This is a genomic window from Sinorhizobium sp. M4_45 (assembly GCF_002885915.1).
Classification (GTDB): Bacteria; Pseudomonadota; Alphaproteobacteria; order Rhizobiales; family Rhizobiaceae; genus Sinorhizobium; species Sinorhizobium meliloti_A.
This window is the reverse complement of record NZ_NWVE01000007.1, coordinates 315,615-330,085: the sequence shown is the minus strand read 5'-3', so window position 1 is coordinate 330,085 and position 14,471 is coordinate 315,615. Positions and strand designations below refer to the sequence as shown.

General features: G+C 65.6%; 15 protein-coding genes. 7 read left to right on the top strand and 8 right to left on the bottom strand.

The window, feature by feature from the left end; translation table 11 throughout:
* Positions 1-73: 73 nt before the first annotated feature.
* The 4 genes from cobG to CN933_RS20635 are packed head-to-tail and all read left to right on the top strand — an operon-like array spanning position 74 to position 3,607.
* On the top strand, positions 74-1,441 hold the full coding sequence (gene cobG / locus CN933_RS20650; RefSeq protein ID WP_018096648.1) for a precorrin-3B synthase: 1,368 nt from the start codon (positions 74-76) through the stop codon (positions 1,439-1,441).
* Between the two features lie 2 nt (positions 1,442-1,443).
* The gene (locus CN933_RS20645) at positions 1,444-2,076 is read left to right on the top strand and encodes a precorrin-8X methylmutase (RefSeq protein ID WP_018096649.1); all 633 of its coding nucleotides are present in this window, start codon (positions 1,444-1,446) and stop codon (positions 2,074-2,076) included.
* Positions 2,073-2,846, top strand: a complete 774-nt coding sequence (locus tag CN933_RS20640; RefSeq protein ID WP_018096650.1) for a precorrin-2 C(20)-methyltransferase — start codon at positions 2,073-2,075, stop codon at positions 2,844-2,846. Before CN933_RS20645 ends, CN933_RS20640 begins: the two co-directional genes overlap by 4 nt.
* The gene (locus CN933_RS20635) at positions 2,843-3,607 is read left to right on the top strand and encodes a precorrin-3B C(17)-methyltransferase (RefSeq protein WP_018096651.1); all 765 of its coding nucleotides are present in this window, start codon (positions 2,843-2,845) and stop codon (positions 3,605-3,607) included. The genes CN933_RS20640 and CN933_RS20635 overlap by 4 nt, the downstream gene beginning before the upstream one ends.
* On the opposite strand, the gene CN933_RS20630 is transcribed toward CN933_RS20635, so the two are convergent.
* Positions 3,571-4,371, bottom strand: coding sequence for a cobalt-precorrin-6A reductase (locus CN933_RS20630; protein WP_018096652.1), 801 nt, complete (start codon positions 4,369-4,371; stop codon positions 3,571-3,573). The two genes, CN933_RS20635 and CN933_RS20630, sit on opposite strands and share 37 nt — an antisense overlap.
* On the opposite strand from CN933_RS20630, the gene CN933_RS20625 reads away from it, so the two are divergent.
* On the top strand, positions 4,349-5,581 hold the full coding sequence (locus CN933_RS20625; RefSeq protein WP_018096653.1) for a bifunctional cobalt-precorrin-7 (C(5))-methyltransferase/cobalt-precorrin-6B (C(15))-methyltransferase: 1,233 nt from the start codon (positions 4,349-4,351) through the stop codon (positions 5,579-5,581). The genes CN933_RS20630 and CN933_RS20625 overlap by 23 nt on opposite strands.
* Before the next feature lie 38 nt (positions 5,582-5,619).
* Positions 5,620-6,378 (top strand): precorrin-4 C(11)-methyltransferase, encoded by a 759-nt coding sequence (gene cobM, locus CN933_RS20620; protein WP_018096654.1) that lies wholly within the window; start codon positions 5,620-5,622, stop codon positions 6,376-6,378.
* Between the two features lie 77 nt (positions 6,379-6,455).
* On the opposite strand, the gene CN933_RS20615 is transcribed toward cobM, so the two are convergent.
* Positions 6,456-7,388 carry a LysR family transcriptional regulator gene (locus CN933_RS20615; protein WP_018096655.1) on the bottom strand — a complete coding sequence of 311 codons (933 nt, stop codon included), beginning with the start codon at positions 7,386-7,388 and terminating at the stop codon, positions 6,456-6,458.
* A 90-nt stretch (positions 7,389-7,478) separates the two neighbouring features.
* Here CN933_RS20615 and CN933_RS20610 point away from each other — a divergent pair, with 90 nt between their 5' ends.
* Positions 7,479-8,291: an NAD(P)H-dependent oxidoreductase gene (locus tag CN933_RS20610; protein WP_018096656.1), complete on the top strand. Its 813-nt coding sequence runs from the start codon at positions 7,479-7,481 to the stop codon at positions 8,289-8,291.
* Here CN933_RS20610 and mnhG read toward each other — a convergent pair whose 3' ends face one another.
* From mnhG to CN933_RS20580, 6 genes are read right to left on the bottom strand one after another with little or no spacing between them, the layout of a single operon-like run.
* Positions 8,292-8,657, bottom strand: a complete 366-nt coding sequence (gene mnhG, locus CN933_RS20605; protein ID WP_018096657.1) for a monovalent cation/H(+) antiporter subunit G — start codon at positions 8,655-8,657, stop codon at positions 8,292-8,294.
* A complete protein-coding gene (locus CN933_RS20600; protein WP_003528834.1) occupies positions 8,654-8,935 on the bottom strand; it encodes a K+/H+ antiporter subunit F in 282 nt (93 codons plus the stop codon). Before CN933_RS20600 ends, mnhG begins: the two co-directional genes overlap by 4 nt.
* The gene (locus CN933_RS20595; protein WP_018096658.1) at positions 8,932-9,417 is read right to left on the bottom strand and encodes a Na+/H+ antiporter subunit E; all 486 of its coding nucleotides are present in this window, start codon (positions 9,415-9,417) and stop codon (positions 8,932-8,934) included. Before CN933_RS20595 ends, CN933_RS20600 begins: the two co-directional genes overlap by 4 nt.
* 2 nt (positions 9,418-9,419) lie before the next feature.
* A complete protein-coding gene (locus CN933_RS20590) occupies positions 9,420-11,063 on the bottom strand; it encodes a monovalent cation/H+ antiporter subunit D (protein WP_018096659.1) in 1,644 nt (547 codons plus the stop codon).
* On the bottom strand, positions 11,032-11,379 hold the full coding sequence (locus CN933_RS20585) for a Na+/H+ antiporter subunit C (protein ID WP_003528841.1): 348 nt from the start codon (positions 11,377-11,379) through the stop codon (positions 11,032-11,034). The genes CN933_RS20590 and CN933_RS20585 overlap by 32 nt, the downstream gene beginning before the upstream one ends.
* On the bottom strand, positions 11,379-14,288 hold the full coding sequence (locus tag CN933_RS20580) for a monovalent cation/H+ antiporter subunit A (RefSeq protein ID WP_033047511.1): 2,910 nt from the start codon (positions 14,286-14,288) through the stop codon (positions 11,379-11,381). Before CN933_RS20580 ends, CN933_RS20585 begins: the two co-directional genes overlap by 1 nt.
* Positions 14,289-14,471 lie beyond the last annotated feature (183 nt).

Below are 14,471 nucleotides of genomic sequence, written 5' to 3'. Positions count from 1 at the left end.
CCCCCTGTGATATAGGCTCGATCGATCAGGCGTGCCGGGTTGGCTCGCAGATACCGAAGGATTACCGAGACGAATGAAAAGCTGCGCCGCCCCACGAGCCGACCGATCTGCGACCGGCGCATCGATGCGCCGCGGGAGCTGTCCTTCGCTGGCGGCGCCGATGCAGACCGGGGACGGCCTGCTCGTGCGGCTGCGACCGGCAGGCGACGGCCTGACGCCGGCCGAGATGAGGGCGATTGCCGGTGCGGCTGCGACATGCGGCAGCGGGATCATTGAGGTCACGGCACGCGGCAACCTGCAGATCCGCGGCCTGACGCCGGAAAGCGTTCCGGCGCTCGCCGAAGCGATCGGGGCGGCGGAGATAGCCATTGCCGAAGGGGTGGCGATCGAGACGCCGCCGCTTGCCGGCTTCGACCCGGACGAAATCGCCGATCCTCGCCCGCTCGCCCGCGCGCTGCGCATGGCGATCTCCGGCGCGGGTGAGGCGCTCAGGCTCGCGCCGAAACTTTCGATCGTCGTGGATGGAGGCGGCCGCTTCCGCCTGGGAAGCCTGACCGCCGACCTGCGTGTCTCTGCGTTCGAGCATGAGGACGGCGTGCGATGGCTGCTTTCGCTCGGCGGGACGGCGCGCTCGGCAAAGCCCGTCGCGCTCCTGGAATCGAACGAAATCGTGCCTATCGTTCTCGAAATCCTGGGAGATCTCGCTGCACTCGGCCCCGCTAGCCGGGCCCGCGACCTTGATGCCGATCTTCTTCGGCGGCGCGCGGCGGCCGGCGATGCCCTGCCGCGCGCGGACGGTCCCGCTTTTTCGCCGCCACCGGCGGGCATTCACCACTTCGGCGGCGCCGGCACCGTGCTCGGCGTCGGCCTGGCCTTCGCGCAAACCGATGCGGGCAGTCTCGTCGCATTCCTCAGACAGGCGGAGGAACTCGGCGCAAACGAGATACGCTTGGCACCCCCGCGCGGTCTGTTCGTCCTCGGTCTCTCGGGCGAAACGGCGGCCGTCGTGCAACGCCTTGCCTGCTCGCACGGCTTTCTGGTCGCCTCCGACGATCCGCGCAATCACATAGCCGCCTGCGCAGGCCTCGCCTGCGCCTCGGCGCGAATGGACACAAAGGCGACGGCGAGGCTGTTGGTCGAATCCGCGCCGGAGCTCCTCGACGGTTCGGTGACGGTGCATCTCTCCGGCTGTCCCAAGGGTTGCGCCAGACCCACGGTGTCGCCGCTGACGCTCGTCGGTGCGCCATCAGGATATGCGCTTGTCGTAAATGGCACTGCTTCCGTCGCGTCGAGTGCCTACAGGGATGAAAACGGAATAGGATCTGCGTTCGGCGCGCTGAACGCGCTCGTGCGGGAAAACAAAGACGCTGGCGAATCGGCGCTGTCCTGTCTTACACGGCTCGGGACCGCGCGCATCGCCGCCGCGTTTGAACAGGGATAGAAATGCCTGATTACGATTACATCCGCGATGGCAACGCCATCTATGAGCGTTCCTTCGCGATCATCCGCGCGGAAGCCGATCTTTCCGGCTTTTCGGAAGAAGAAGCCGATCTCGCCATACGCATGGTTCATGCCTGCGGATCGGTCGAGGCGGTGCGACAATTCGTGTTCTCGCCCGGCTTCGTCTCCGCCGCGCGCGCGGCGCTGAAAGACGGCGCGCCGATCTTCTGCGACGCCGAAATGGTCGCCCATGGCGTGACGCGCGCCCGGCTGCCCGCCGGCAACGAGGTGATCTGCACGCTTCGCGATGCGCGTACCGCGGAGATCGCCACCGAGATCGGCAATACGCGTTCCGCAGCGGCGCTGAAGCTCTGGGGCGAGCGGATGGCTGGCTCCGTGGTAGCGATCGGCAATGCGCCGACCGCGCTCTTCTATCTGCTCGAAATGCTGCGCGACGGCGCGCCGAAGCCGGCGGCGATCCTCGGAATGCCCGTCGGTTTCGTCGGTGCGGCCGAATCGAAGGACGCGCTTGCCGAAAATTCCTATGGCGTTCCCTTTGCGATCGTTCGCGGCCGTCTGGGCGGCAGTGCGATGACCGCCGCCGCGCTGAATTCTCTCGCGAGGCCGGGCCTGTGAGCGGCGTGGAATCAGGCCGGCTTATCGGCGTCGGAACGGGTCCCGGCGATCCTGAACTCCTGACCGTAAAGGCCGTCCGGGCACTGGGCGAAGCGGACGTCGTCGCCTATTTCGCCAAGGCCGGACGCAACGGCAACGGCCGCGCGGTGGTGGAAGGTCTTTTGAAGCCGGACATGACCGAATTGCCGCTCTACTACCCGGTGACGACCGAGATCGACAAGGATCACGACGCCTATAAGCGCCAGATCACCGATTTCTACGACGCCTCGGCCGAGGTCGTCGCGGCGCATCTCCTCGCCGGACGGACGGTCGCGGTGCTGAGCGAGGGCGATCCGCTTTTCTACGGTTCCTACATGCATCTCCATGTGCGGCTTGCCGGCCGCTTCCCGGCCGAGGTCATTCCGGGCATCACCGCAATGTCGGGCTGCTGGTCGCTGGCGGGGCTGCCGCTGGTGCAGGGCGACGACGTGCTCTCGGTTCTCCCCGGCACGATGGGCGAGGGCGAGCTTCAGCGCCGCCTCGCCGACACGCAAGCCGCGGTCATCATGAAGGTCGGCCGCAACCTGCCGAAGATCCGCCGGGCGCTGGCGGCGGCAGGCCGGCTCGAGGCGGCCGTCTATGTCGAGCGCGGCACCATGAGGAATGCGGCGATGGTTCCGCTCGGCGAGAAGCCGGACGACGAGGCGCCCTATTTCTCGCTGGTGCTCGTCCCTGGCTGGAAGGACAGGCCCGGCCGGAAGGAAAGGCCCGGATCGGAGGGCAGCGCATGACCGGAAAGCTCTTCATCGTCGGCACCGGCCCCGGCAATCCGGCGCAAATGACGCCCGAGGCCGAGGATGCGATAACGGTCGCGACCGAGTTCTTCGGCTACGGCCCCTATCTCGATCGCCTGCATCTTCGGGCGGATCAACGGCGCATCGCTTCGGACAATCGCGAGGAACTGGACCGTGCCCGGGCAGCACTCGCGCGCGCCGCAGCCGGGGCAGATGTGTGCGTCGTCTCCGGCGGCGATCCCGGCATCTTCGCGATGGCGGCCGCCGTCTGCGAGGCGATCGACAAGGGACCGCAGGAATGGCGTGAGGTCGATCTCACGATCACGCCCGGCGTCACCGCGATGCTCGCGGTCGCAGCCCGGATCGGGGCGCCGCTCGGACACGATTTCTGCGCCATGTCGCTTTCCGACAACCTGAAGCCGTGGGATGTCATCACCAGACGACTGAGGCTTGCCGCCGAAGCGGGGCTCGTCATTGCGCTCTACAATCCGATCAGCAAGGCGCGTCCCTGGCAGCTCGGCGAGGCCTTCGAGGTTCTTCGGCAGGTGCTGCCGGCCCGCGTTCCGGTTATCTTCGGCCGCGCCGCCGGCCGGGCGGACGAGCGCATCGCAGTCATGCCGCTCGGTGAGGCCGACCCCGACCGCGCCGACATGGCGACCTGCGTGATCATCGGTTCGCCGGAGACGCGCACTATCGCCCGCGAGGGTAAGCACGACCTCGTCTACACGCCGCGGTCCTTCACCGGAGAAAGCCATTGACGGATGCGTTCGAGCGCCTCGTCGCAGTCGCCGACCGATTGAACGTCGGCAGGCTTGTGGCGCTCGACCATCACCACCTCGATCCCGAGGTGACGCGCCGCCGCTATCTTGCCGTAGGTGGCCGCACCGCCGCTGTTCTTGGCGACGATGACGTCGATCCCGTGGCGTTCGAGCAGTTCTGTTTCGTCGGTCTGCGCAAAGGGGCCGGAGGCGAGGATGGCGGTGACATCCGGCAGATCGAGCGGCGGCATCACCGGATCGACGCTGCGCACGACGTAGCTGTGCTGCGGCGCCTTCTCGAAATGGTAAGCCTCCTGCCGGCCGATTGCCAGCAAGACGCGGCGCGGCTCCTCGCCCAATGCGGACACCGCTTCCGCGACGCTTCCGACGCAGGTCCATCGATCGCCGGGCTCTGCCGCCCAGGCGGGGCGGCGGAGCGCAATGAGCGGCGTTCCGGTCATCTTGGCCGCTGCGGCGGCGTTGAGCGAGATGCGGGCGGCGAAGGGGTGCGTCGCATCGATCAGCAGGGCGATATTTCGTTCGCGCAGAAAGGCGGCAAGCCCTTCGGCGCCGCCGAAGCCGCCGATGCGCGTCGGAAGCGGCTGCGGGCGGGGATCGGCGGTACGGCCGGCAAGCGAGATCGCCGTATCGTAATGCGGTTCGCAGACCAGGCGCTCTGCGAGCTGCCGCGCCTCGGTCGTTCCACCCAGGATCAGAATGCGAGGTCTGCCCGTGGCTGACATGTCGAACAGTGGCTCGGCCATCGTCGCTCCCTGGCTCACCGTGATCGGTATCGGAGAAGACGGTGTAGCCGGTCTCGGCGACGAGGCCAAGCGCCTGATAGAGGCAGCTCCCGTCGTCTTCGGCGGGGCCCGCCATTTGGAACTCGCCGCACCGCTGATCGCCGGCGAACGCCATAGCTGGCAGAGCCCCTTTGAAAAGTCGGTGGAGGCGATCGTCGTTCGGCGCGGCAGCCCTGTCGTTGTGCTCGCCTCCGGCGATCCGTTTCTTTACGGCGTCGGCGCCACGCTGGCGCGCCGCGTCGATGCCGCGGAAATGCGCACCATCCCCGCGCCGTCCGCCTTCAGCCTCGCCGCTTCCCGGCTAGGCTGGCCGCTGCAGGAAGTCGCGACCGTTTCGCTGCACGGCCGTCCGCTCGATCTCATACGGCCGCATCTTCAGCCGGGCGCGCGCGTCCTGGCGCTGACCTCGGACGAGAACGGGCCGAAGGCGCTTGCCGGGCTGCTTGCAGAAAGCGGGTTCGGTCAGTCACGGCTTACGGTTCTCGAAGCGCTCGGCGGCGCAAGCGAGCGTGTCTCCCGCCACCTCGCTTCCGGCTTCGCGATGGAGGAACTCGACGCTCTGAACGTCTGCGCACTTGAGGTGGTGGCCGATGCCGATGCACGCGTTCTGACGCTTGCCAGCGGCCTGGACGATCGGTTTTTCGAGCATGACGGCCAGATCACCAAGCGGGAGGTGCGGGCGCTGACGCTCTCGGCGCTCGCGCCGCGCAAGGGCGAACTCCTCTGGGACATCGGCGCCGGCGCAGGCTCGATCGCGATCGAATGGATGCTTGCCGATCCGGCGATGCGCGCCGTCGCCATAGAGGCGTCGTCCGAACGGGCTGCGCGGATCGGCCGCAATGCCGCCCGCTTCGGCGTTCCGGGGCTTGTGGTCGCCGAAGGGCAGGCGCCGGAGGCGCTGCGCGGCCTTCCGCAGCCGGACGCGATCTTCATCGGCGGCGGCGGCAGCGAGCCCGGGGTGATGGAGGCGGCGATTGCGGCGCTCGCGCCCGGCGGACGTCTCGTCGCCAATGCCGTGACGACGGAGATGGAAGCGGTGCTGCTCGACCGACACGCGCGGTTCGGCGGCTCGCTGATGCGGATCGACATCGCCCGGGCCTCGCCCGTCGGCGCCATGACGGGCTGGCGGCCGGCGATGCCGGTGACGCAATGGTCGTGGATCAAGGCGTGAGCCGATCTACGAGCCATGCTTTTTCGAGAGGACAGATCATGACGGTTCATTTCATCGGCGCAGGCCCGGGCGCGGCAGATCTCATCACGATCAGGGGCAGGGACCTGATCGGCCGCTGCCCCGTCTGCCTCTACGCCGGTTCGATCGTATCGCCCGAGCTCTTGCAATATTGCCCGCCGGGCGCTCGCATTATCGATACGGCGCCGATGTCGCTCGACGAGATCGAGGCGGAATATGTCCGCGCTGCCGAAGCCGGCGAGGATGTCGCCCGGCTGCATTCCGGCGATCTCTCCGTCTGGAGCGCGGTGGCAGAACAGATCCGCCGGCTGGAGAAGAATGGGATCGCCTACACGCTGACCCCGGGCGTCCCCGCCTTCGCTGCCGCTGCCGCGACGCTCGGCCGCGAGCTGACGATCCCGGCGGTCGCGCAGAGTCTGGTGCTGACCCGCGTCTCGGGTCGTGCCTCGCCCATGCCGAACAGCGAGACGCTCGCCGCCTTCGGCGCCACCGGTTCGACGCTTGCGATCCATCTTGCGATTCACGCGCTCGGTCAGGTGATCGAGGAGCTGACGCCGCTTTACGGCGCCGACTGCCCGGTCGCGATCGTGGCCAAGGCCTCCTGGCCGGACGAACGCGTCGTCCGCGGCACGCTCGGCGATATCGGGGCCAGGGTCGCGGCGGACCCGATCGAACGCACCGCGCTGATCTTCGTCGGACCGGGCCTGGAGGCATCGGATTTCCGCGAAAGCTCGCTCTACGACCCGGCCTATCAGCGCCGCTTCCGCGGGCGCGATTGAACGGGCGGGCATCGTTCAAAGTGTTACAGCGAGCTTTCCTGATAAGACACGCGGCGCCGCAGAAAAGCGCCGGCTGATCATTGCCCGTTCGGCGAACGGTCCATTCCCGGAAGCTTGCCGATCTCATTTGCGAGGAAGTCGATGAGAAGGCGGACCCGGGAGATGCCGGCGCGTTCCGGTACGACCAGCACGTTGAGCGGCACGGAAGGAAGCGAATAGTCGGGCAGCACGACCTCGATCCTTCCCGACTCCAGAAGATCGCCGACAAGCCATCGATGCGCAGGCGCGATGCCGCGTCCGGAGACGAGCGCTTCGCGTGCGGCGAGGCCATGGTCCACTCTCAAGCGACCGCCGAAGGGAACGGCGTGGTACCTCCCATCTCGCCCCTGCAGGGCGAGGGTTTCGCTGCCTGCCACATTCGACATCCGGATGCCTTCGTGTCCGATGAGCTCCTGTGGAGTGGCCGGTCTTCCTCGCTTCGCCAGGTAGGCCGGCGCTGCCACCAGCAGCCGTCGGCTTTGGCCAAGCGCCTTCATCCGCATCGAACTGTCGGTAAGAGGCCCCAGGCGGAGCGCCACATCAATTCCCTCCCGCACGAGGTCGATCCGCTCATCGGTAAGACTCAAATCGACGCCGATATTCGGATAGGCGTCCTGAAATTCGAAGATAAGCCGGCTTACATGCAGCACACCGAAAGCCGCCGTGCAGGAGATGCGGATCGTGCCGGCGTGGGCGCCGCGCGTAACGCGCACCTCGTCGCTGGCCTGTTCCACCAGGCGCAGGATCTCGACGCTTCGAGCATAGTAGCGGCTGCCTTCGTCGGTCATCGTGACGCGCCGGGTGGTCCTGCTCAGCAAAGGCGCGCCGACGGCCTCCTCGAGTTCGCGCAGATGCCGCGTCACGGTGGATTGGCCGATGCCGAGCTCTCGCGCCACTGCCGACAGGCTGCCCCGTTCCGAGACGCGAACGAAGGTGCGTATCCGTTCGAGGGTGACGTCCGATTTATCCATTATATGGCTCAATCATATCCATTCCAAACATATAGTGGAATACTGATGCTCCGGCTACAGTGAGGCGACCTACTAACAGGAGAATGATCCATGAAAATTCTGCTCGTCTTTGCCCACCCTGAATCGCGTTCGCTCAACGGAGCGCTCCGCGACGTCGCCGTCGAGGAGCTCATGACCCAAGGTCACGAAGTGCGGATCTCTGACCTCTATGCCGACGGCTGGAAGTCCGAAGTCGGTCACGCCGATTTCCCCCTTTTGCCGCCGGATGCGCGGCTGGTGCCGGTCGCGGCGTCCAAGAAAGCCTTCGAAACCGGTGCTTTGACGGAAGATGTAAGGGCGGAGATCGACAAGCTGCTGTGGGCCGACGTTCTGATCCTCCAATTCCCGCTCTGGTGGTTTTCCATGCCGGCCATTCTCAAGGGCTGGGTCGATCGGGTGTTCGCCTACGGCTTCGCCTATGGCGTCGGCGAACATAGCGACAAGCGCTGGGGCGACCGCTATGGCGAAGGCAGCCTGGCAGGCAAACGCGCGATGCTGATCGTCACCGCCGGGGGGTGGGAAGAGCACTATTCGGCCCGCGGGGTGAACGGACCGATCGACGACCTTCTGTTCCCGATCAATCACGGTATCCTCTATTATCCCGGCTACGACGTGCTTCCTCCCTACGTGGCTTATCGCGCCGATCGCCTCGACGAAGCCGGATTCACTGAGGCCGCTGAGGGGCTTCGGGAAAGGATGCGGACGATCGGGACCGTCTCACCCATTCCATACAGGCAGCAAAATGGCGGAGACTATCTCATTCCAAGCATGCAGCTCCGCCCCGGACTGAGAGATCAGACTGCGTCCGGTTTTGCGCTTCACCTGGATGAGACGCGGGAGGCGCTTCGTCAGGCGGGCGAGTAGCTATTCTTCACCCGGTGCGGGTTTCTGCTTGCGCGGCACGCCCTGCCTTTCCTCGAAGCGGTCGCGGTAGAGGGTCGCTTGGCCAAGCAGCATCAGGGTCACGGGCGTCGTCACCGTCACGAAGAAGATGATGAGAACTTCGTGGAATACCCAGCGGCTCTGCAGGACGGCGAAGCAGAGGATGGACGCGAGGCAGAGGAGGATGGTGCCGCCGCTGGTCGCGATCGTCGGGGCGTGCAGGCGCGCGTAGAAATCGGGCAGGCGCAGGAGCCCGAGCGATCCGATCAGGGTGGTCGCGGCGCCGATAAGCATCAGCCCGCAGACGAGCAGCGCCGCCCATGGCGGAAGGTCGGTCAGATGGCTCATTCGATCACCTCGCCGCGCATGAGGAATTTTGCCAACGCGATGGACGAGGCGAAGCCGATCACTGCGATGATCAGCGCCGTTTCGAAATAGACCGTGTTCGCCGTACGGATACCGAAGGTGATGAGCATCAGCATCGCATTGATGTAGAGCGTGTCGAGACCGAGAATGCGGTCCTGGGCCCTCGGTCCTCTGGCCATGCGGTAGAGCGCGAAGGCCATGGCGAGCGCAAGCATGGTCTGCGCGACGAGCACGGACCAGACGACGGCAAGCTCCATCATTCGAATATCTCCTTCAAATCGGCCGCATAGCGCGTGATCGTTTCCCGCCACAGGTCCTCGTTTTCGATGTCGAGCACGTGGAAGAGCAGGATCTTCCGGCGACGGTCATATTCGAGCCATGCGGTGCCCGGCGTCGCCGTGACGACGCAGGCGAGCAGCGCCAGGGCGTTCTCGTCGGCGAGATCGAGGCTGACCGTCATGAAGCCCGCATTCACCGGACGCCTGCCTGCGCGCAGGATGATGAGCGTGACGGCGATATTCGAGCGGATGACGTCGCCGACGACGCGCAGGATGAATCCGGCGATCCTGCTCCAGCGGTGGAGACGCGAGCGGGCGGGATGCAGGTTGAGCGTCACCCATGCGAGAACCGTGCTGACCACCAGGCCGAGGACGATCGAGCCCGGCGTCACGGACTGGCTCAGAAGCAGCCACATGAGGAGGAGCGCGATCGAGAGCAGCGGGTAGGGGAACCAGGTACGCATCGCTACTGGCTCCCGGCCCGCGGCGCCGAAAGCACGCGATCGCTGTGGGTGAGGGGCGCGAGCAGATCGTCAGCCGTCGCCTGCATGTAACGCATCGCGGGTCCCGCCTGCAGGCTCAGGAAGATGCAGGCTGCGAGCAGGACGACGACCGGCGTGATCTCGATCACGACGACCCGCGGGATCGTACCCTCGATCGACGCCCAGAACGTTCGGATGCCGATGCGGTTCATCGCGATCATGGCAGCGAGCCCGGACAGGATGAGGAGAGTGACATAGGTCCAGTCGGCGGCGGACGTTGCCGTCGCGAGCTCGGCGGCCGGCATGTCGAAGAGGCCGCTGATGAGCGCGAATTTGGCGATGAAGCCGGAGAAAGGCGGCAGGCCGGCGAGCAGCAGGGCACAGAGGCAGAAGCAGAGGCCGAGAACGGCCATAGTGCCGGGAATGGCGACGCCGACCTCTTCCTCCTCCTCGTCCTCGTCGAAATCGCCATAGGCTTCCATCGTCACGGCCAGAACGTCGGCGCCGGCGTCCCGGCCGCGTTCGACGAGCTCGATCAGCAGGAAGAAGGCCCCGATCGTCAGTGTCGAGCTGACCAGATAGAAGAGTGCGCCGGCGAGCATTCCGTCGTGGCCGAGGCCGACCGCGGCGAGCAGGGTCCCCGAGGATACGAGAACGGAGTAGCCCGCAAGACGGCCCATCGCCTGCGAGGCGAGCACGCCGATACCGCCGAAGGCGATCGTCAGCATTCCCCCGGTGACGAGCCAGTCCTGGCCGAAACCGGACGATGCGCCCGCCGCGGTGCCGAAGACGAGCAGATGCAGGCGGATGATGACGTAGATGCCGACTTTGGTCAGGACCGCGAAGACGCCTGCGACCGGCGGCGTCGCCGCGGCATAGGCCGTCGGCAGCCAGAAACTGAGCGGCCACATGCCCGCCTTGACGAGAAAGGCGACGCCGAGGATGGCCGAGCCCATTTCGACGAGTGTTCTGCTTCTGGGTTCGAGGGCTGCGAGCTTCGTCGCGAGGTCGGCCATGTTGAGCGTGCCGGCGGCGCCGTAGATAAGGCTGACGCCGATCAGGAACAGCGCCGAGGCGGCGAGGTTTACGGCGATATAATGCAGCCCCGCCTTCACGCGCAGCGGACCGGAGCCGTGCAGGAGCAGGCCATAGGAGGCGGCCAGCATCATTTCGAAAAAGACGAAGAGATTGAAGAGGTCGCCCGTGAGAAAGGCGCCGTTGAGACCGGCTACGAGAAGCTGGAAAAGCGAATGGAAGTGATGCCCCGCCGTGTGCCACCGCGCCATGGAATAGGCCTGCGCGGCGAGTGCAAGGCCGCTCGTCAGGCACAGCATCAGGGCCGACAGGCGGTCGAGCACGAGGACGATCCCGAAGGGGGCGGGCCAGTTTCCGAACTGATAGACCCCTGATCCGGGCAGGCTGCCGGTGCCGGCCGCGGCAAGTCGCATGAGGATCATCGAGAGGATGAAGACGACGAGCGTGGACGCGAAGCCGATGGCCCCCTTCAATGTCCGGTCGCGCTCGTTGATCGGGATCAGCACCGCAGCCACGGCAAGCGGCAGGAGGATCGGCAGGATGAGAAGATGATCGAGCCAATCAGTCACCGCGCTGCTCCCTTCCGTCCACATGGTCGGTTCCGGTGAAGCCGCGGGAGGCGAGCAGCACCACGAGGAAAAGTGCGGTCATGGCGAAGCCGATGACGATCGCCGTCAGCACCAGTGCCTGCGGCACAGGGTCGGTATAGCGGGCGAGATCGCCGACGCCGCCGGGATCGAGGATCGGAGGAGCGTTCACCCGCAACCGGCCCATGCCGAAGATGAAGAGATTGACGGCGAAGGAGAGCAGCGAAAGCCCGATGATCACCTGGTATGTTCGCGGCCTCAGGAGAAGATAGACGCCCGATGCGGTCAGCGTGCCGATCCCGGCCGAAAGAATGAGTTCCATTAGCGTACCGCCTCCTTGTCCGAGCGTGCGGCCTTCGCATGCGCACGCGGTGCACGGACCGACTGGTGCGCCAGCGCGATCAGGATGAGCACGGTGGCGCCGAGCACCAGCGAGAAGACGCCGAGGTCGAAGAGGATCGCGCTTGCGAGCGGAAACTTGCCGACGACCGGCAGGCTTGCATATTGCGCGTGGGAGGTGAGGAAGGGATAGCCGAAGAACCAGGACCCGACGCCCGTGGCCGTCGCGACCAGCAGGCCGATGCTCATCCAGCGAAGCGGATGGATGCGGAGCCGTTCCTCGACCCAGCGGGTGCCGCCGGACATATATTGCAGGATAAAGCCGATCGACATGGCGATGCCGGCGGCAAAGCCGCCTCCCGGCAGATCATGTCCGCGCAGGAAGAGAAAGGCCGCGAGCATTCCTGTGACCGGAAACATCCAGCGCATGATCACTGCCGGGATGAAGAGATATTCGGCGACGCTGTCCCCGGCGGCGCGCTCGGGATGATCGTCGTCGAAGGCGTTCTGCACCCTTTGCTGCTCCGGCGTCTCCAGGCTGTCGGACTGCGGGCGGAAGCGCAGGAGAAGCGCGAAGACCGTGAGCGCGACGATGCAGAGCACGGCGATCTCGCCAAGCGTATCGAAGCCGCGGAAATCGACGAGGATGACGTTGACGACATTGGTGCCGCCGCCCTCCCGATAGGCGCGCTCGAGAAAATAGCTGGCGATGGTTTCGGGGAGGGGCCGCGTCATCACCGTGTAGGCGATGAGCATCATTCCTCCGCCGGCGCCGATCGCCAGCAGCAGGTCGCGCAAGCGCCTCAGGCGGACCCTGATCGAGATGTCCTCCGCCGCTATCGGCTCCTCGATGCGCTTCGGAAGCCAGCGCAATCCGAGCAGAATGAGCACGGTGGTGACGATCTCCACGAGGAGCTGGGTGACCGCAAGATCGGGTGCGGATAGCCAGACGAAGGTGATGCAGGTGACGAGCCCTGCTCCGCCGAGGAGGACCAGCGAGGCGAGACGGTGGAATTTCGCCTGATAGGCGGAGCCGATGGCGCAGGCGATGCCGATCGCCCAAAGCAGGGCGAAGGCGGGATCGATGCCGCGGATCACGAGCGGCGGCAGTTCGAAATTGCCGAGAAGAAGCGGCGATGCCCCTGCCGCAAGCGCAAGAAAGACGAGGAGACGCATCTGCGGCTGCAGGCGACGCGTGCCGAGCCGCTGTTCGAGCCATCGGGCCCACTTCCAGGAAAGCGTTACCAGCACGCGCTCGAAAATGCGCTGCCCCTGGAGCAGGCGGAAGACCGGCGGACCCTCGACGGCCGTCGCCAGATAGGAGCGCATCAGGAAGTAGAGGCCGATGCCGCCCGAAAGCGCGACGAAGCTCATGATCAGCGGAATGTTCCAGCCGTGCCAGACCGAAAGGCTGTAATAGGGCGTTCCCTCGCGCAGAACCGAGAGAACGGCCGTGTGAAGGAAGGGACCGATCGTCTGGGCGGGAATTATGCCGACGACCAGACAGGCGAGAACGAGGAAGTCGACCGGCGCCCGCATCCAGCGGGGTGGCTCATGCGGCTTTCTCGGGAGGTCCGCCGGCAGCCGGCCGAAGAAGACGCCGTGGATGAAGCGGAGCGAATAGGTGACGGCAAACATGCCCGCGATCGTCGCCACATAGGGCGTAGCCGTGTCGAGCGGGTTTACGAGATGCGTCTCGATCGCCTCGGCGAAGAACATCTCCTTGGACAGAAAGCCGTTGAGCAGCGGCACGCCGGCCATGGCGGCACTCGCCACCATGGCGAGCGTCGCGGTGATCGGCATGAAGTGGAAAAGCCCGCTCAGCCTGCGCATGTCGCGGGTGCCGCATTCGTGGTCGATGATTCCGGCCGCCATGAAGAGAGAGGCCTTGAAGGTCGCGTGGTTGACGATATGGAAGACCGCGGCGACGGCCGCCAGCGGACTGCCGAGGCTCAGGAGAACGGTGATGAGCCCGAGATGACTGATCGTCGAATAGGCGAGGAGCCCCTTAAGATCCTGCTGAAAAATCGCGAAATAGGCGCCGAGCAGGAGCGTTGTGAGGCCCGCAAGGCCCACGATCCAGAACCAGGCTTCCGTGCCGGCCATCACCGGCCAGAACCGCACGAGCAGGAAGACGCCGGCCTTCACCATCGTCGCCGAATGCAGATAGGCCGAAACCGGCGTCGGGGCCGCCATCGCGTGCGGCAGCCAGAAATGGAAGGGGAACTGGGCGCTCTTCGTCAACGCCCCGAGCAGGACGAGGACAAGTACCGTGCCATAGAGCGGATGGTTGCGGATCGCGTCGCCCGAGGCGAGGACCGCGTCGAGTTCATAGCTGCCGACGATCTTGCCGATGAGTATCAGGCCGACGAACATGGCGAGGCCGCCCATGCCGGTAATCGTCAGCGCCATGCGGGCGCCGTCGCGGGCGTGTGCGTTATGGTGCCAATAGCCGATCAGCAGGAAGGAGACGATGCTGGTCAGCTCCCAGAAGACGGCGAGCAGAATGAGGTTGCCGGAAAGGACGACGCCCAGCATCGATCCCATGAAGGCGAGGAACAGCGCGAAAAAGCGCGGGACCGGGTCCTCCTCGGCCATATAGTAGCGGGCATAAAGCACGACGAGAACGCCGATCGCCGTGATCAGCGCCGAAAACAGCCAGGCGAAGCCGTCCATCCTGAGGGTGAAGTTCAGCCCGAGTTGCGGAACCCAGTCGATCCGGTAATGGAGGACGCCGCCCGAGGCGACGTAGGGGTAGAGGCCGGCGGTCACCAGGAAGCAGACAAGCGCGATCGCACCTGCGAACCAGGAAATCGCACCGCGCTGATCGGACGGGAAGAAGATTGCAATGAGGCTTCCCGCGAAGGGGACAAGAATGAAAACAGAAAGCAATTTCTCCGCGTATTCGATCGTTTTGTCTCCTTCCGAGTGTATTGGAGGTCGGGACTTCGGTCCCCCGAGTCTGACGCCGGACGGGTCACGCGGACGAGGTCCGCGCGTTCGCATAAGCGGCAGGAGGCATATGTTTTTATGACTATTTTCCGGACGGCTGCCAAGCCTTAGCAGCAAGAAAAA